Here is an 18,479-nt window from a genome sequence, read left to right as displayed (position 1 = left end):
ATGCGAATCATCACCCAGCGCGCCCTCGCCGCCTTTTTGACCCTGTGCTGCGCCGCCGCGGCGGCCCAGAATACCGCGCCGGCACCGGCCACGCCGCAGCCGGGCCAGGTGCTGGCCAGCGGCACCGTGCCGGACGAGGCGACGAAGGCCGCCGTGCTCGCGAAGCTGCGCGACGTGTACGGGGCCGAACGCGTGGTCGACCAGATCGCCATCGGCCCCGTCGCCATGCCGGCCAACTGGAACGGCTATGTGCAAAAGCTGATCACGCCCGACCTGCGCCAGATCAGCCGCGGCCAGCTCAAGATCGACGGCAGCAACGTCAGCCTGCGCGGCGAAGTGGCCAACGAGGCGCTGCGCCAGCGCATCGCCAGCAACGTGGCCACCAACCTGAACCCGACCTATACCGTCAACAACGGCTTGCGCGTGTCCGCCGCCGAACAGGCCCTGCTCGACAACACGCTGGGCAACCGCACCGTCGAATTCGAAAGCGGCAAGGCAACCTTGACCCCGACGGGGCGCGCGATCCTCGACGAGATGGTGGCCGCGATGCTGAAGCTGAAAGGCCGCCGCATCGAGATCATCGGCCACACGGACAGCGCCGGCCTGAGGGCCAGCAACGTGAGCCTGAGCCAGGCGCGCGCCGCCACCGTCAAGTCCTACCTGGCCGCGCACGGCGTCGCGGAAGAGAACCTCGCCGCCAGCGGCCAGGGCCCCGACCGCCCCATCGCCAGCAACGACAGCGCCGAGGGCCGTGCGCGCAACCGCCGCATCGAATTCCGCCTCGCGCAATGATCCAATGATGAAAGACACCATGTTCACCGCCGCCGCCCTGCTCGCCCCGATCTCCGCAGCGCAACCGTGCGGCGCCGACCTCGCGTTTTCCCCCGACCTGGACGCCATCGCCCGCGCGCGCCAGTTCGACGACCCGTCGCTCGCGCAAGGCGAATGGGTCACGGACCTCAAGGAGGCCGACTGGGGCTTCGTCGTCGAGCGCTGCGCGCGCCTGCTGGCCGAACAGACGAAGGACCTGCGCCTCGCCGTCTGGCTCACCGAGGCTGCCGCCAAGAAGCACCACCTGCGCGGCCTGGGCGAAGGCTTCCTGCTGCTCGCGGGCCTGTGCGACCGCTTCTGGGACGCGGGCCTGTATCCGGAAGCGGATGGCGGCGACCAGGAACAGCGCATCGGCAACCTCGCGTGGATCTTGTCGCGCACGCGTGCCCTCGTGCGCGAGATGCCGCTGACGGAAGGCCGCGGCACCGCGTATTCGACGGTCGATTTCGAAGCGGCGCGCCGCCGCGGCGCCGCCGGCGACGCCGACACGCCGCCGCGCGTGGCGGACATGGAGGCCGCGAAGCGCGCGAGCTCCCCCGCCTTCATCGACGCGCTGCGTACCGACGCGCAGGCCTGCCTGGACGCGCTGGCGCAGCTGGAACGGGCTGCCGATGCGCGCCTGGGCCACGACAGCCCCGGCTTCTCGGCCGCGCGCGATGCGGTGCAGACGCTGCTGCATACGCTGCCGGCACCCGCGGCCCCGCCTCGGTCGCCGCAGCCGGTCGAGGCACCCGCGCACGCATCGCCGGCGCTGCCGGCCGTCGCGGTGGCGCCGCAGCCGCCGGCCGCCGCCCCCGGTCCGATCCGCTCGCGCGCCGACGCGATCGCCCAACTGCGCACGATCGCGCAGTTCTTCCGCGAGACGGAGCCGCACAGCCCAGTGTCATACTTCGCCGAGAAGGCCGCGAGCGCGGGCGAGCAGGATCTGCATACCTGGCTGCGGTCAGTGATCAAGGACGAGGGGTCGCTGGCGCATCTGGAAGAGTTGCTGGGGGTGCCGCGGGCCAAGTGACGGCCATCGCTCAATGGTTCTAACCCTTATTATTCGAAAAATTGGGATCGCATGACAAACAGACAACTTCTTCGTGATCTGATCTTTGACAGGCAGCATAACCGCCTTCTGCGACTGTTTTTCCTCACGATGACGCGCCGGATGCACTTTTCCTCGTCAATAAAATTGACGCCAAGGAAAGCATGTCAATGGACTTCGATTTCACTGTCGAGTTACTTTCCGACAACGCGGACATCCCACTCAAGGAAATGCAGGGGAAACTCCTGAATATTGAGCTGGTGCGACGTGACCGCACCGTGCGCTATTTTTCGGGCTACGTGTTCAGCTTTCGGCGCGGCCATTCTGACGGCAGCATCACGACCTACGAAGCCAGGCTGGGCCCCTGGTTGAAGTTCCTCAGCCTGCGTAAGGATAATTATCTGTTTCACAACAAGACGCTACGAGAACAGATGGAAAGCATATTTGGCGACTACTCCATCTATCCTCGGTGGGAATGGCAAGTCGCTGGCGATGACTCGCGCATGACGGATGCCTGCCAATTCGACGAGACCGATTTCAATTACCTGAGCCGGCGCTGGGAAGCAGCAGGCTGGCATTATTGGTACGAGCATGACGCCGACGGGCACACACTCGTCGTGGGCGACGATTCGACGCAAGCTGCGCCTATCGACGGCGACGCCAAGGTGCGCTTTCACGGCGAGGGCGGCTCGCAAGAAGAGGACGCAATCGATCGCTGGTCGCCAGTCCGTCAAATCGTATCTTCCAGCGTTGCCCTGAATACCTTCAACTTCAAATCGCCTGCTCCTTCGAGTGCCGCCGTCCCAACACTCAATGCGCAGGGGAACGTACCCGACACGGAATCATACGAATTTGCCGGCGCCTATGGTTTCAGGAATGCGGCTGACGGCGACATGCAGGGCCGGATACGCATGGAGGAAATCGAAGCCGCCGGCAAATGGATCGAAGCTGAAGGCAATAATCGCTACATGGCGCCGGGACGCAGCTTTCAACTGATAGACCATTTCATTCACGATACGCATTACGGAGGTGGACCGGACAAGGACAGGTTTCTCATTCTATCCGTGCGGCACGTGGCCTCCAATAATTACTTGCAGCAGGAAAGCGAGCAGATCCGCTATCGCAACTGGCTGACCTGCGCCCGTAGAAACGTGCCGTGGAGGCCCGGCCGCAACTTCAACAGCGTGGACACGAGAATTCTCGCCCCGCAGACTGCCACAGTCGTGGGGCCGGTTGGGCAGGACGATGTCTATACCGACGAGTACGGACGCGTCCGCGTCCAATTCCATTGGGACCGCATCGGCGACAACGACGATCGCAGCTCCACATGGTTACGAGTTGCGAGTGCCTGGTCCGGCGCCGAACTCGGAGCCACGGCCGTGCCGCGAGTGGGTAGCGAAGTGATTGTCCAATGGTTAGGTGGAAACCCAGATCGCCCAATCATCATGGGCAGCGTCTTCAATGCTCGCAATATGCCGCCGTGGACATTGCCTACTCAACACTCGTTGACGGGTTTGCGCAGCCGCGAGCTCGCGCCAGGCAGCGGTAACGCACCGGGTGGTCGTGGCAACCACCTGGTGCTGGATGACACCAACGAAAAGATCCAGGCACAACTGAAGAGCGATCACCAGTGCAGTCAACTCTCGCTGGGGCATATCACGCGCATTGACGATACCAGCGGGCGCAAGGATGAGCGTGGCGAAGGCTGGGAGTTGGCGACCGATGCATGGGGTATATTACGCGCCGGCAAAGGTCTCCTCATCACGACGGACGCGCGCGCCAACGCAGAGTCGCACACAAAGGATTTGCGCGAAGCGCTGGCGCGGCTGACGAATGCCCGGCAGGAACAGGAGGCGCAAGCGAAACTTGCAGAGAAGGCAGGGGCGCAGGACCCAGTCGGCCACCAGGCGGACGTCGCTAGAGACATCAAGGCACAAAACGATGCGATCAAAGGCGCCAATGTGTCGTCCGACTTCCCCGAATTGGCGGAGCCGGCATTGGTGCTGGCGAGCCCAGCTGGTATCGCGATTGCGACTTCGACTTCAGCGCATATCGCCAGTAATGAAAACACGGCCATAACTGCCGGTAAAAATGTGTCCATTGCGGCGAGCAACAGCTTGTTCGCGACCGTGCGCCAGACGCTCAGGCTCTTCGTCCATAAAGCCGGTATGAAGCTCATCGCCGCCGCCGGGGATATCGATATGCATGCCCTATCGAACAGCATCAATCTGCTGGCCAAGCTGAATATTACGCAGAGCGCCAACCGGATCACGATCGAAGCGAACGATGAGGTGGTGATCAATGGCGGCGGCAGTTATGCCACTTTTGGCGCGAATGGTATCGAACTGGGAACGAACAGCAGTTTCATGGTGCACGCCGCCCAAACGAGTTTCGAAAACAACAAGTGCCGTCCGGCGCCAAACCTCGCGTTGCCGATCGTCGACGGGTTCGACGAGCAATTCCGCTTGGTCGATGAGCATGAGCGCGCGTTACCGAATTGCCGTTACAAGATCAGGAGCTCATGCGGAAAAACGTGGAAAGGTGTGAGCGACGCTCAGGGTTTCACGCAGCGTGTATTCACCGAAAAGCCGAGCACTCTCGACATCGAAATAGTGGAGACGACAGATGACAGCGCATAAAAACCACGGGAAAAAGAAGGGAAACAAAACCGCCGGTACCACCAACAAAACCAACGGGTCCGTCATCAAAGTCGTCGTCAAGCCTAACGATGTCGGCGAATGGGTCAAGCCGAATACCCTTGACAAGTTTTACATCGACGACGAAGCTGTTTTTCCTTCGATCGACTTTGAAATCAAGACCGATGTGCCTGGGCCATACAAGTGGAGCTGGATTATGGCGTGGGATGCGCATGTCAGCGGGCTGCGCGAGAGAGCGCGCGGAGCGAAGGTTGCCTCGTTCAGTCAAAAAGGCAGTTTTATCCAAGCTGGCACTTCGTGGAATGCGAAGTCGATCAACAGCGTCGTCGGCGGGAAGCTTATCGTCACAGTCGACGTCGGTGGGCAGAAATTCCAACGCACGGTGGTCGTCCTCGGAAAACAGCCGGCACCGGCAAAAATTAAGGCGTACTTGGAGGCTCGCGACGCAACGGCCCTAGAAAAACTGGTGGCCCAAGAATCTCGTTTCAAGCATTTCATTGAACTGGATTCAGAGCCGGTTGTCGCAGGCGACAAAGGATATGGATTGACCCAGTTGACGCGCCCCGTGCCGACGTTCTCGCAAATCTGGAGTTGGAAGGAGAACCTGGACGCCGGCATTGCTCTCGTCGCCGTGAAAAAAAAGGAAGCAAAGCGGCACCTCGACTCGCACGGCGCGTCGTCCTATACGCAGGACATGCTCGATCTAGAAACTATTTCGCGCTGGAATGGTGGCAGCTACCACGAATGGAACAGTACGGAGAAGAAATGGCAACGAAAGAATAATATTTTGTGCGACAAGGCGACCGGGAATATTGGATGGGACACCGGTGTCGCGGTCAATTCCAACAAGACCGAAGCCGACTTGCACGAGCGCGACAAAGAAGAGTACAAGAAAATGAAAGCCGGCCAGACGGCCGAGCATCCCTGGACCTATACTGGAGTGTGTTATGCAGACCATGTCGCCGGCGACTAAGTGCCTCGTTTTCGCGTTTTGCGTCAGTCTGGGCAGTGCCGCCGTCGCGCAAACGATAAACAAAAGCCGTCTCGAAGCCTATCGCGCGGAGTACAAGGACGCGGCGACGCCCGTCAAATACGTGCTCGTACATGCGGATGGGTCGCCTTGCTGCGGCAACGAGGCAAATACGCGAGCGTACTTACTAGATATCACCGCACCCGCGCCTGCGAAACTGAAACACTCGGCGGAAATCGATCGACTGCTCAAGGAAAAATTTGAAGTCGAAATCGATAACGAATCCGTGCTGAAACAACCGCAAGGAGACTTCCTCGTCGTGACGATGTTGCGACCGGCGGAATATAATAAGAAATACGTCCCTTGCGCGGGCGGCATGGGGGAAAGCCGAGCGTACTTGGTGTCGATCGACGCAGACAACGCGACTGTACTGAACCGCGAATTTGGTGACTGTGGCCGCGAGTACAAGATCATTAACGACGGAACCGATGTCGGCTATGAAGTCTCCGACGTCGGTACACATGCCAATCCGATCCGATACCTGGTTCACGGCAACAAAGTCGTTCGCCAGAATGGCGCCCGTTAAATGGAACACATCACGATGCAAACTAGCATGCGCGATCTGGATACCGTTCCGGATGACTTGGTCCGTGCAGTGATGTATGCCTTCGCCATGGCAGATTACGACGGCGAAGATACCGTGTCAATCAAAGCCATCCAGTCATCGGATATCCTGGACGGCATGTCCAATGACCTCGTCAATGAAGCTCTCGGCACGGCGCAGCACGCCGGCCTTGTCGCCTGGGACGAGCAACGGGTCGGCGCCATTCGCCTAAGCAAACTCGGCTTAAAAAAATTTCTCTTGGTGCGCGATGGCTTTTTTGACGAGCAGGAAAACCGGCGGCTGCGTGACACCCTTTCCCGCATCGATCCTGTCGAACTGCTTGCCTCCGACGTCTACAAAACCATGAAACGGTCATGCACCGGCCTTGCCGTATTCCCCGGGCAACTATGTCCTGTGACGGGAGAATGGCAAGCGCGCCGCCTGGACAGCAAGCGCCTGATCATTCGCGAGGGCGAATCCGTACCATTTCCACAATATGATACCCATGACCGCCCCGTGACATGGTATCTGGTGACCGGAACGGCCGGTGACGAGAAATTCCGGGCCCGCGCCCAGTAGCAACGGCATAACCAGCACAAGATGGACCTGAAACGCCTGAAGACCTTCATACGCGTCGCCCGCACCCTGAACCTCAGCGAAGCCGCACGCCAGATCCACCGCACGCAGTCGAGCGTCACGGAACAGATGCAGGCGCTGGAGGCCGATCTCGGCGTGGCGCTGTTCGACCGGTCCAACCGCAAGCTCGCCCTGACCGCCGCGGGCGCATGCCTGCTCGGCTACGCGGACCGGCTGATCGACCTTGCGGACGCGGCGCGCGACGCCGTGCTGGCCGCGGGCGGCATCGCGTGCCAGACGCTGGACGTGGGCGGCATCGAGACCATCGCTGCCGCGTTCCTGCCGGACGTCGTGGCGCGGCTGGCGGCGACGCATCCGGACGTCGGCGTGCGGGTGGCCGTCGCCGCGACGTCGGCACTGCACGCCGGGGTCAAGGACGGCACGCTCGACGCCGCGTTTTTCTTCGGCACCCGCGCGCCGGACGACGGCGTCGTTTGCCGCGAGATCGCGCGCGAACCCCTCGTGCTGATCGCGCCGCCCGGTCATCCGCTGGCGACGCGCGCGAGCGTCGGCCACGACGACCTCGCGCACGAGCGCTTCCTCGTGACGGCGCAGGGCTGCGCCTATCGCGGGATGTTCGAGACGGCCTTTCGATCCCGCGCGGACGGGCTGCCGCGCATCGCCGGCGAATTCGGCAGCGTGGCGGCGATCGTGGGTCTCGTGGAGCGCGGCCTGGGCTGCGCCATCGTGCCGCGCATGGTGCCGTCGATCCGCGACGCGCATCTGGCGGTCGTTCCCATGCACGGCGACGCCGCGACGGTGCCGGTGTCGATCGCGTACCGTGAGCGCCAGCCATCGTCGCTCGGCCTCGCGGCGCTGCTCGCCGCGCTGGCGCCGGCAAGCGGCGGCGCTACACCAGCCGATGTCCGCCATCCAGGTGCAGCACCGACCCGGTAGCGAAGCCATTGCGCATCAGGAAGCGGATGCCGTCGGCGATGTCCGCGGCGTGGCCGATCCGCCCCACCGGAAGCCGCTTCGCCATGTCGTTCAATCTGGCGCTGGCCTCGTCGCCCGCGACCTGCTTCCAGATCGGCGTGTCGACCCAGCCCGGCGACACGACGTTCACGCGGATCGGCGCCAGCTCGATGGCCAGCGCGTAGGCGAGCGATTCCAGGGCGCCGTTGACGCCGGCGACCACGGAACCGCGCGCCGCAGGCCGATACGCCGCGATGCCGGACGTGAACGTGATCGAGCCCTTTTCGGCCAGGCGCGGGGCGCCGTGCTTGGCCAGCAGCAGCGGCCCGATGAACTTCGAGTCGACGACCTTGCGGGCGGCGGCCACGTCCAGTGCCGGCAGCAATTCGTAGGCGCCCTCGATGTCCGCCGCGGTGGACACGATGTGATCCAGGTCGCCGCACGCCGCGAACAGCCGGATGACGTCGTCCTCGCGCGCGATGTCGGCGGCAATCGTGCGGACGTCCCCGACGTCGGCCAGCGCGTCCGCCGCACGGCGCAGGCGGTCGGCGCAACGGCCCGCGATGACGACCCGGGCGCCGTCGGCCATCAGCGACCTGGCGAGGCAGAGCCCCATGCCGGAGCTTCCGCCGACGATCAATATCGTTTCACTCATTTTCTCTCCTTGTCGATCGTTGATTCGACTGCACATTGGCAGGCAGCCGATTCTCGTATCGATCGACGCGGAAGGGAAACGGGAAATGCCGATCGGCGCCATCGGCAATGCCGATAGGCGCGCGTGCTCAGCGCACGGACGCACCGGCACGGTTGTCGACGGCATAGGTCACGCCGTCGACGTCCACGTACCCGCGTTCGCCCGCCGGATTGAACGTGAACAGCCCGACGCGGCTGCCGCGGTAGGCGCCCCAGGTCAACTGGAAGTCCGGCAGCACCGGTTCGAAACGCTTGCCGTCGGCGCTGACGGCCAGCGTGCTCCTGCCGTCCAGTCCCCAGCTCGAACGCAGCCAGATCGCGTCGTGCGTCCATGGCCGCAACCGCGTGTAGGTGCCGTCGCGCGAGATTTCCAGGTAGCGCCGGCCGTCCGCCATCACGATGCCGGCCGACGCCGTGGAGGCGGCCGGGTTGGCGGCGTGCGGCTGCGCGGTGAAGTGGAGCAGGCCCGCGTGCTGGCCGTCGGCCATGCCCTTCAGTTCGAGCCGTGCGGCGAACGACTGGCCGCCGGTGCGCACGACCCGCTGGGTCAGCACGTTGCCGACCTTGAGCAGGTTGCCGCCATCCAGGCCGGAAAACGCGTGCAGGCGCAGATAGCCGGGACGGGCCGCCAGCGACCACTTGTCCATGCGCGGCTGGTAATTCCATTCCCACGCCGGCGCGAGCGCCGGGCCACCGAAGCCGTCGCCGCCTTGCGGGAACAGGCGGCGCGAATTGGATGCCGGCATGCGGGCTTCCCACACCATCGTGCCGATGCCGTCGCGGTCGGGTTGACCGATCACGGGCCAGCCGTCGATCCAGTGGACCGGCAGCAGGCTCGCGGCCCGGCCGGCCCAATCGCCGTCGCCATGGTGCGTGAAGAAATACCAGTTCCCGTCCGGGCCCTGGACGATCGCGCCCTGGTTCGGCTGCATGGCGCTGACGTCGGCGTGCATGAGCTGGCGCTTGGCGGACCACGGCCCGTGTATCGACGGGGCGCGCCGCATCATCATCACGCGGGTGTCGCCCTGGACTTCGCTGAAAAAGTGATAATAGGTGCCGTTGAACTCGTACAGCTTGTTGGCTTCGCTGCCCTTGGACTGGTAGATCACGCGGTCCGACGCGGCGATCAGCGTCGCGTTGTCGGGCGCCATTTCCCACAAGTGGATCTTGTAGCCGTCGCTGAAGTTCGTGCCGACGAAATAGCCTTTGCCGTCATCGTCCCAGAACGGCGCGCAGTCGTCCCATCCGGGCGCGCGCAGCACCTGGCGCAGCGGGGCCCAAGGTCCCGCCGGCCGCGCGGCGCTCGTCATGAAATAGCCTTCCTCCGGGGTGCCGAAGTAGATCCAGAACCGGCCCGCGTGATGGCGGATGGCGCCGGCCCAGATGCCCCGGCCGTAGCGGTTCATCCGGTCCCAGTTCAGTTCCGGCGACACCTGCGTCAGGTCGGGCACCGCGTGGCCCACGGTTTCCCAGTTGACCAGGTCGCGCGAATGCAGGATCGCCATCCCGGGCGAAAACTGGAAGCTCGACGAAATCGCGTAATAGTCGTCGCCGACGCGGATCGCATCCAGGTCGCTGTAGTCGGCCGGCAGGACGGGATTGCGGTAGCGCCCATGACCGAGGTCGCCCCACTGCGCGGTGCGGCCGGACGCCGGCTGCGCCGCGGCCCAGCCGGGGCTTGCCGCCACGGCGGCGCCGGCCGCGACGACGGACAGTGCGCCCAGCCAGCGCGGGAAAGACGTCATGCGAACGCCTCCCACCATGCTTGCGCCGGCCGCGATGTGCGCGGTCATTCGACGCGTTCCAGGATCGCCGCGGCGCCCCCGGAGGACGCGAGCCGCAACGGGAGCACGTCGCCGGCGCCGACTTCGCGTTCCTTGCGCACCACGTCGTTCGGCGTCGCGCCGTCCTCCCAGGTCGTGACACGGTAGCGCCCCGCGGGCAGGAAGCGCAGCGCGACGCGCTCGACGCGGCCGTCCCTGGCATCGTCGGCCGTCATCGCGCCGATGTACCAGGTGCTGCCCTGGCGCCGCGCCAGCACGATGTCGCGTCCGGGCTCGCCCGCCAGGTAACGCGTCTCGTCCCACGCCGTCGGCACGCGCCGGATGAAATCGAAGCCGGGCGCGTCGCGGTACGCGTCGGGGTCGTCGGACACCATCTGCAGCGGGCTGTCGTACACCACGTACATCGCCAGCGCCTGGCCGCGCGTCGTCTGCGTCTGCGGCATCTCGGCGCGCACGGCGAAGGTGTCCGGCGTGGCGTTGTGGAAGCCGCCGGGCGTGTAGTCCATCGGGCCGGCGAGCATGCGCGTATAGGGCAGCATCAGGTTGTGGCGCGGCGTGATCGTCCGGTTCATCTTGTTCCACTCCGCGCCCATCACGCCTTCCTGGGTGATGAAGTTCGGGTACGTGCGCTGCAGCCCGTCCGGCACGTAGGCGCTGTGCAGGTCGAGCAGCAGGTGACGCTGCGCGGTGGCGCGCGCGACGCGCTGGTAGAAGTCGACCATCTCCTGGTCGTCGCGGTCCATGAAATCGATCTTGACGCCCTTGACGCCCCAGCGCGCATAGGTGTCGAGCACCTCGTCCATGCGTTGCGCGACGTGTTCCCAGTGCGCCCACAACATCAGGCCCACGCCCTTGCCGGCCGCGTAGCGCACCAGCGCCGGGATGTCGATGCCGTCCGCGGCGCGGGTGATGTCGGTCCCCGGCAGCGCGATCCAGCAGTCGGGGCCGGAGCCGTAGGCCCAGCCGGCGTCGATCAGGTAGTACGGCAATCCGGCGGCCGCGGCGAAATCGATGAAGCGGCGATAGCTCGCCATGTCGGGCTTCATGCCGGCCAGCGGGCCGGACCACCAGTCCCACGCGGCCTTGCCCGGCCGCACCCAGCCGAAGTCGCCCGTCGGCGCGGGATTCAGGTTGCCGACCAGCTGGGAGCCGATCATGTCGCCGATGCGGTCGCCCAGCATGACCGCGCGCCAGGCCGTCGTCAGCCCGCACTTCGACACGAACGCCGGGCCGTCGCGCTTGGGCACCGCCGACAGCCGCACCCGCAACGCGCCGCCTTCGCGCCACAGGGACGCGCCGGTATAGCCGTTCAGGTTGGCCTGCGTGATGGCGTACGAGTTGTCGCCGGCCGGCGTGGTGCACACCACCGGCACGTCGTAGGCGACGCCCTCGCGCATGCCCGACACCTTCACGCGCTCGAACGGCACCTCGTGGGCGCCGACGGCCTTCGACACCAGGCATTCGGGATCCCCCGCCGGCACGAACGCGGTCCGTTCGCCGCGCAGGCGCACGGGATCGGTGCCGTCGATACGGTAGCGGAAGGCGACGCCGTCGTCATAGGCGCGCACGTCGATGAGCAGGCGCCGGCCGGCGGCCCCGCGCTCGCGGAACGTCAGCGTCGCGCCCCGATAATGGTCGCGCGCGGCGGCGGCCTTGGTCGCGGTCAGCGGGATCGTGCGGTCGACCGCGACGTCCTCGCGCCGTTCCAGCGCCAGCGCGCCGAATGCCGGCACGCCATCCAGCTCCAGGCCCAGCGGCGACGCCGCGATGACGGGCCTGCCGCGGCGCGCGATGGTGAACCGGCTGGCATCCCGCTCGATGCGGATCGCGACGCGCCCGTCCGGCGACGACACGACGAGCGGCGCGGTCCGGGCCGAAGCGGCCGGCACGACGACGGATGCGACGGCGGCGGCGAGCAGGGATGAAAATCGGGGAAAAGTCATTCGGGTGTCCTGTGGAGAGTCTGGTGTCGGCGGCGCAGCGGCGCCGCCTTGTCGGTCTAAAATAAATTCTATACCAACCGACCGGCAAAAGCATGGGAATCGGCGCCGCGCCGGCCGGTCGTCATGGGGACGGGGCGTGGAGCCGGAACCGGAGCGGCGCGTCGCGGTCGACGACCAGCCTGCCATCCTTGTAGACCAGCTCCGCCACCTGGATGACCGTGCGCTGGTTCCAGCGTGGGTCGGCGGCCGCCTCGGCCTCGTTCTTCTGATGCACGAAATAATAGATGAATGCGCGCTCGCCATCGACGACGACGTCCGGGTGCTGTCCCATGGCCCGGTCGGTCGCCGTGCGGCCCGGCGTGCCGAGGATGTAGCCCGGCTGCTCCGTCCAGTTGAGCGCATCCTCGGAACGCAGCACGATCAGGCCCTTCCACACGTCGGCGATCAGCCAGTAGTGCCCCTTGAACCGGAACGCCACCGGCCCCTCGCCGTGCGTCGGATTGACCGGCTTGTCGCCGACCTTCGTCCAGGTGCGCAGGTCCGGGCTGTCGGCCGCGAGGATCCGGCTCTGGGCGTGCTCGTCCTTGTACCACATGCGGTAGCCCTGCCCCAGCTTCATGACGCTGGGGTCGATCACGCTGCCCGTGCCCAGTGTCACGTCACCCGCGCAATTCCACGTGGACAGGTCGGTGCTGGTCAGGTGCGCGATGCGCGCCTGCGAACCGGGCGCGCCCCAGCGGTGGAATATGCCCGGCACGACCGTGAGCCACATGTGGTAGGTGCCGTTTTCGTAGAGCACGTCCGGCGCCCACAGCGTCACGTCCGTGCATGCCTTCGGGAACGCCGCCGTCCCCTGGTAGTGCCAGTGCACGCCGTCGCTGGAGACGGCGATGCCGATGGCGGTGCCGTGCACCCATTCGACGTCGTCCGGGTCGGGCAACGTCATCGTCGCCCGGCGATTGGTGTAGAACATTTTCCACAGATGGGCCGCCCGATCGAACACGATGGAGACATCGGCCGCGCCGTCGAACACCGGGTCGCGGTACAGCGGCTTGGGAGCGAGCTCGGCGGCGTGCGCCCAGCTGGAAAAAACACATGGCGCGGCAAGCGCCAGGGCAGCAAGTAGCGATTTCATGAAACGTCTGGTTCTTCGGATCGGTGGCATCCCGCCGGACGGGCATTGCGCCCGCCGGCCGGCGACATGCAGGAGAGGTCGTCGCGCTAGCGCCGCTTGTTGTGCGGGCGCCGCGCCAGGGCCAGCCCGGCGAGGCCGATGCCCAGCAACGCACAGTCGACCGGCTCCGGAACGACCGTCACCCCCGGATCCACGATACGGATGCCGAGCTGGCCATCCATGCCCGCCAGCGCGGCGGGCGTCCACGTGAATTCGGCAAGCGCGCCGGTCAGGGCGTCGTGGCGGCCGAGCAGCGTCGTGCCGTCGCTGCCGAACGCCGACACGGCGAAGGCCGAGACGAACGTCGAGGCCGGACCGGCGGCCCCCTCCACATCGAGGTCGAACGACAGCGGGCCGCCGAAATCGACCGACTGGAACAGGTCATTCGCCGTATCGTTGCGGAACCGCCAGCCGCCGGCCACGGCGGTGACGCCCCAGGTATCGATATAGGGCGAACTCTGGAAGCCGGCCAGCCCCGTCACCGTCACCGTGGCGAGCGGCACGTTGTCGGTGGCACTGAGGTTCATGTCGAGGTACCCGCTGGCCACGCCGAACGAGGACGTGTCGATCGTCACATGGACGGGACTGGCCGCCGCCAGGCCGCAACCCGCCGCCAGGGCCAGCGCCAGCGCCGTGCGGGTCAGGCGGGAAATAACGTTATGCTTGATATCGTTTTGCATGATGGAGTGTCCTTAGAACTGGGCGCGCAACAGCTGCGGCGTGTAGCTGACCGGGACGCGGCCGGGATTCGAAAACGTCAGGTTCACGGTGACCGACGCGCCGGCCGCGAGCGGATCGGCCAGGCTGACATACGGCGCGCCGCCATCCATGCCCGTCGCGTTGTCGAGCACGAGGCCGCTGGCCAGGTTGTTCAGCTTGAGCGCCAGGGGGCCGTTCAACGTCGCCCCGCTCGTGTTCGCGATCGTGACGGCGCCGACATACTTGCCGGTCGCACGGTTCAGGGTCGCGCCCTGCTGCGTCATGTGCACGCTCGCGCCCAGGTCGGCCGGACCGCTGAGCGCGCCGTGCAGGCGCACTTCGGCCAGGTTGCCGACCCAGTTGGAGAAGTTGTAGATGCGGATGTAGCGATACGGTGCGTTGCTCTTCACCGCAAGGGTCTGCCAATCCTGCACCGCGGCGGCGGTGGTCGTGATATCGGCCCATGTCGTGCCGTCGTTGGAACCCTGGAACACCGTGTATTTCGCGCGGGTGACCTGGTCCTGGCGCGCCAGCAGTTCGACGCTCGCCAGGCTGACCTGATTGCCGGACTTGAAGTCGAAGATGATGTAGCTGCCCGTACCGCTGTTGTTGGTGCCGATGCGGAAGTCGGAGGCGGAGAAGATATTGCTGTCGAACAGAGCGTCGACGTTCGCCTTGGTCGCCGCCGCGCTGCGGTTGTAGGTCGAATCGATCAGGGTCGCGACGGTCGAGACGTTGCGGATCAGGTCCGATTCATCCACCACGTAGGCCCCGCTGCCGTCCGTCGTGGCCGTGGCCGGAAAGCCCGCCGAACCGTCCGCCAACGTGTAGTTGACGGCGAACGCCACCTTGCCCGGCGCCGCGCCTTGCGGCAAGGTCGTGGTGGCCGTAAAGTTGACGTTGTCCGTCGTGGCGACGGCCGCCGCCTGGCCCTGGATCGTGGCCGTGACGTTGCCGATGGCCGACTTGGCCGTGAACTTCAGCGTCACCGTGTTGCCGGCGACGACGCGCTTGTTCAGCACACTTGCCGGGCTGAGCGATTGGGTGGACGTCAGCGACGCCGACGCGATCTGCGCGGACGACTTGTAGACACCATACAGGCGCAGCTCGGACATGTTGCCGTACCAGGCGTTGCCGTTGATGACCCGCAGGTAGCGATACGGCGTGGCACTGTTGGCCGTCAACGTCTGCCAGTCGGCGTTATTGCCCGCCGCGTTGGTGAGCGTGACCCAGTTCGTGTTGTCGTTCGATCCCTGCACGATGACGCCGCTGATGCGGCCGACCTGGTCCTGGCGGGCGAGCACGTCGACACGCGACAGGACGACGCTGCCGCCGCCACGGAAGTCGAACTCGACCCAGCTGCCGGCGCCGCTGCCGTTGAGACGGTAGTCGGTGGCCGAGTTGATGTTACCGTCGAACAGCAGGTTGGCCGTCGAAATCGCGTCGGCGGCGTTGCGGCCGTAGGAATCCGTCACGCTGGCAATCGTCGTGACGCTGTCGATCAGGCCGGTCTGGTCGGCCAGGGTCAGCGTGCTGGCGTCCGTCGTCATGAAGGTCGGTTCGGCGTCGACGCCCTCGGCGGTCTTGTAGTTCAGCAGGAAGCCGACCTTGCCGTATCCGGCCGTGGCGGTGGCGACCCAGGTCGCGGTCCAGTTCAGGTTGTCCGTCGTGGTCACCGTCGCGGGCTGGCCCTGGATGGTGACGGCGACGTTGTTGATCGGCGCGGTCGACACGAACTTGAGCTTCACCGTATTGCCGGGGACGACGCGGTTCTTGAGCGCCTGGTCCGAGCTCAAGCCCACGGACGCGATCTGGTTGACGGTCTCGTAGCGCGTGCCGAAGATGTGGAACTCGCTCAGCTCCAGCATGGTGCTCGACGGCTCGATCATCGCGATCCTGATGAAGCGGAAGCGCTGGTTCCGCAGGTCGTCCGAGACCGGCAGGGTCTGCATCTCTTCCGTGACGGTGGTCAGGCCCGGCGTGAGGCGGGTCCAGTTGATGTTGTCGTTGGAGCCGTACACCGTCGTGCCGCCGATGCGCTCGGGGAAGCTGTTGCGCACCTGCAGGCCGAAGGCCGATGCGGCGATCTTGAAGCTGGGACCGAAGTCCAGGGTGTGGGTCAGGTTCTGCGCCCAGCCGAAATACACGAAGCTGCTGGTATTGTTGTCCAGCGCCGCCGCCACCGACGTGTTGAAGGTGGAGGCGACGAGCATATTGGTGTAATCCAGGCTGCCGTCGTAGATCACCGGCGTCAGCAGTTGCAGGCCGGCCGTGGCCGTCCTCAGCGTGGCCAGCTTCTGGAAGTACACGTCGTCGGTCGCGCTCGCGATCACGCCCCGCATGTCGTTGTACGCGGCCTGGTACGTCGCCAGGGTCGAGGTGACGTACGGCTTGGTCGCGTCATACGTCGCCGTGACGGTATCGACCGTCGCCTGGCGGTCCGCGCCCACGACTACGCTGAAGCGCTTGCTCGCCACGGTCGTGCCGTCGCTGGCCTGGACGACGAACGCATAGGTACCGGCCTGGGTGGGCGACCACGAGAACGCGCCGGTGCTGGCGTTGAAGGTGGCCCCGGGCGGCAGGTGGTCGATCTGGTAGGTCAACGTCGCCGTCGGGCTCGAATCCGTGGCCGCGAAGGTGGTGGTGACGGCCTGGCCGGCGCCGGCATACGTGTACTCGGTCTGGTCGGCGTTCCCGGCGGTGAACGCAGGCAGGCTGAGGCTGCTGCCCTTGACGTTGATGTGGTCGAGGTCCACCGTCGTGCCGGCGCCCTTGATCGTGGCGTGCATGAAGTCATCCAGCGATCCGGCGTAATTCACATACATCCATTGGCCGTTGGTGTTCGGCAGCTGGATCGTCGTCCCGAGGGTCTCCATGGTGGCGATGCCGTTCGTGCGGATCTTGAAGGCCAGGCTGCTGGTGCCGTCGCCATAACCGAATACGACGAAATTGCTGCCCGCCTCGGTCGCCGTGGTGTGGATGTAGGTCGCGGTCGCGTCCGTCATGACGACGGAATTGGCGTCGAGCGGCGTGAAGTGCAGTTCGACTTCGCGATACGGTCCGGTGGGCACCTTCGCCAGGTACTTGCTGCCCTCGCTCGCCGCGGCAGCGGGGATGAACAGCCAGAAGTCGCCGCCGCCATCGCCGCCGTCCCAGTTATAGCCCGTGCGGCTGGAGAAGAAGCGCGTGAAATTGGGCGCGGCCTGTTCCATGTTCACGCCGCGGTGGTACTGGTAGTAGTAAAACGTTTCCCAGGTGTTCTGGCCGATGCGCCCGCGGTAGTAGCCGGACAGGCCGTGGTACACGACGGTCGGGTTGCCGTCGGCGTCCGTGTGCGACGCGGTGGGCACCCAGGGAATCTCGTAGCCCAGCATGTACTTGCTCCACAGCTCCGTCGCCGTGAAGATGCGGTCGCCCAGGAATTCGTACGGCCCGACGGCGTCCGGCGCCGTGGACGCCGTGCCTTCGACCGGGTCGACCTTCGTGTCCTGCGCCATCATGAGGCGCGCCAGGATCGCGGCGTTCGTGAGGTCGCCCGCGCCGTGCGCCTGGTCGCGGCCCATCTCGACGTGCTGCACGCCGGGCGTCACGTCCTCGCCCGTGTCGTCGTTCCTGGTCACCATGCGGAACAGCGCCTTGATGGCGCCGTTCTGGCCCTGGTCGACCGCGTCCTTGTTCACCGTGAACCACTCGACCGTCTTGTTGTAGTTGGGCCGATCGCCGGCGAAGATATACCCCGACATGGCACCGATCGTCGTGTACAGGTGCTGGTTCATGAAGCGGCAGTTGCAGCTGTCGTCGATGTCGATCGTCGGCAGGACGAAGTTGTTCCAGAAGAGGTTCGTGTCGTCATCCGTCCACGCCAGCGCCGACGTCTGGTAGCTGGTGTAGCGCAGGATCTCCGCCGCGCCCACCATCCGCTGCAGCGGAATGCCGGTGTGGATGTGCGCGTCCGTGTAGTACGCGAACTGGCTCGGGTCCATCTGCTCGTACAGGCGGATGATCCGCATCGCGTTGGCGCGGTAGGTCTCGTTGCCCGTGATGTAATAGAGGATGGCCTGCGTATAGGCCGTCAGCGCGTCGGCGATGAACCCGCCCTCCACGCCCTGGCTGTTCAAGCCGTAGTAGCGCGGCTTGGAAGGATCGGCCCCGTTGAGGTTCTTGATCGACGGGGTGGTCGACGCCGAGCCGGAAAGCACCATATTGTTGAAGTACGTGTTCCACGGTTCCTGTTGCGCGCGCACCTGGGTGCGCACATTCTCCAGCACATCCTTGGTCAGGCCGACACCGGGATGTTTGAAGCCGCTCGCGTCGATCGTCTCGTTGATCGTCGGCTGGTAACTCGTGGCCAACGTCTGGATCGCGTCCGCCGCCCGGGCGACGCGCACCGGCAACGTACCCAGTGCCGCGACGGCGCCCGCCGCGACGACGATGTGGGCTATCCGCCTGAACGGACCGTCCAATCCTAATAGTCTCATCTTGTCTCCTCCTCGTTGCACTGCAAAGGTGCCGGTTCTGTTCCGGCTTGTTTCTTGTATATAAA

The 18,479-nt window shown here is 65.3% G+C and carries 13 protein-coding genes; 7 read left to right on the top strand and 6 right to left on the bottom strand.

All coding sequences use genetic code 11. From position 1 onward, the window contains the following. The 7 genes from U9J41_RS20240 (at position 1) to U9J41_RS20210 (ending at position 7,625) form a co-directional block, all read left to right on the top strand. Positions 1 to 792, top strand: coding sequence for an OmpA family protein (locus tag U9J41_RS20240; protein ID WP_322403964.1), 792 nt, complete (start codon positions 1 to 3; stop codon positions 790 to 792). Between the two features lie 7 nt (positions 793 to 799). Continuing rightward, positions 800 to 1,843 carry a type VI secretion system protein TssA gene (tssA, locus tag U9J41_RS20235; protein ID WP_322403963.1) on the top strand — a complete coding sequence of 348 codons (1,044 nt, stop codon included), beginning with the start codon at positions 800 to 802 and terminating at the stop codon, positions 1,841 to 1,843. A gap of 188 nt (positions 1,844 to 2,031) precedes the next feature. Continuing rightward, entirely contained in the window at positions 2,032 to 4,500 is a 2,469-nt protein-coding gene (locus U9J41_RS20230) for a type VI secretion system Vgr family protein (RefSeq protein WP_322403962.1), read from the top strand. Beyond that, positions 4,487 to 5,491: a hypothetical protein gene (locus U9J41_RS20225; RefSeq protein ID WP_322403961.1), complete on the top strand. Its 1,005-nt coding sequence runs from the start codon at positions 4,487 to 4,489 to the stop codon at positions 5,489 to 5,491. The genes U9J41_RS20230 and U9J41_RS20225 overlap by 14 nt, the downstream gene beginning before the upstream one ends. Beyond that, positions 5,466 to 6,074, top strand: coding sequence for a hypothetical protein (locus U9J41_RS20220; RefSeq protein WP_322403960.1), 609 nt, complete (start codon positions 5,466 to 5,468; stop codon positions 6,072 to 6,074). The genes U9J41_RS20225 and U9J41_RS20220 overlap by 26 nt, the downstream gene beginning before the upstream one ends. Further along, positions 6,075 to 6,671 (top strand): hypothetical protein, encoded by a 597-nt coding sequence (locus U9J41_RS20215; RefSeq protein ID WP_322403959.1) that lies wholly within the window; start codon positions 6,075 to 6,077, stop codon positions 6,669 to 6,671. Between the two features lie 21 nt (positions 6,672 to 6,692). After that, complete coding sequence (locus U9J41_RS20210; RefSeq protein ID WP_322403958.1) at positions 6,693 to 7,625, top strand: LysR family transcriptional regulator; 933 nt, start codon at positions 6,693 to 6,695, stop codon at positions 7,623 to 7,625. Here the strand turns inward: U9J41_RS20210 and U9J41_RS20205 are convergent. The 6 genes from U9J41_RS20205 to U9J41_RS20180 all read right to left on the bottom strand — a co-directional run bounded on the left by U9J41_RS20205 (position 7,579) and on the right by U9J41_RS20180 (position 18,414). Beyond that, entirely contained in the window at positions 7,579 to 8,298 is a 720-nt protein-coding gene (locus U9J41_RS20205) for an SDR family oxidoreductase (RefSeq protein WP_322403957.1), read from the bottom strand. The genes U9J41_RS20210 and U9J41_RS20205 overlap by 47 nt on opposite strands. Before the next feature lie 127 nt (positions 8,299 to 8,425). Further along, a complete protein-coding gene (locus U9J41_RS20200) occupies positions 8,426 to 10,081 on the bottom strand; it encodes a glycoside hydrolase family 43 protein (protein ID WP_322403956.1) in 1,656 nt (551 codons plus the stop codon). A 44-nt stretch (positions 10,082 to 10,125) separates the two neighbouring features. Next, positions 10,126 to 12,063 carry a glycoside hydrolase family 97 protein gene (locus U9J41_RS20195; protein ID WP_322403955.1) on the bottom strand — a complete coding sequence of 646 codons (1,938 nt, stop codon included), beginning with the start codon at positions 12,061 to 12,063 and terminating at the stop codon, positions 10,126 to 10,128. Between the two features lie 121 nt (positions 12,064 to 12,184). Continuing rightward, a complete protein-coding gene (locus tag U9J41_RS20190; RefSeq protein ID WP_322403954.1) occupies positions 12,185 to 13,198 on the bottom strand; it encodes a glycoside hydrolase family protein in 1,014 nt (337 codons plus the stop codon). Between the two features lie 86 nt (positions 13,199 to 13,284). Then, complete coding sequence (locus U9J41_RS20185) at positions 13,285 to 13,917, bottom strand: NF038129 family PEP-CTERM protein (RefSeq protein ID WP_322403953.1); 633 nt, start codon at positions 13,915 to 13,917, stop codon at positions 13,285 to 13,287. 12 nt (positions 13,918 to 13,929) lie between these two features. Beyond that, positions 13,930 to 18,414 (bottom strand): discoidin domain-containing protein, encoded by a 4,485-nt coding sequence (locus tag U9J41_RS20180; RefSeq protein ID WP_322403952.1) that lies wholly within the window; start codon positions 18,412 to 18,414, stop codon positions 13,930 to 13,932. Between the last annotated feature and the right edge of the window lie 65 nt (positions 18,415 to 18,479).

This window comes from Massilia luteola (assembly GCF_034420155.1).
Lineage (GTDB): Bacteria > Pseudomonadota > Gammaproteobacteria > Burkholderiales > Burkholderiaceae_D > Telluria > Telluria luteola.
The sequence above is the reverse complement of the archived record's forward strand: the minus strand, read 5'-3'. Positions and strand labels throughout refer to the sequence as shown.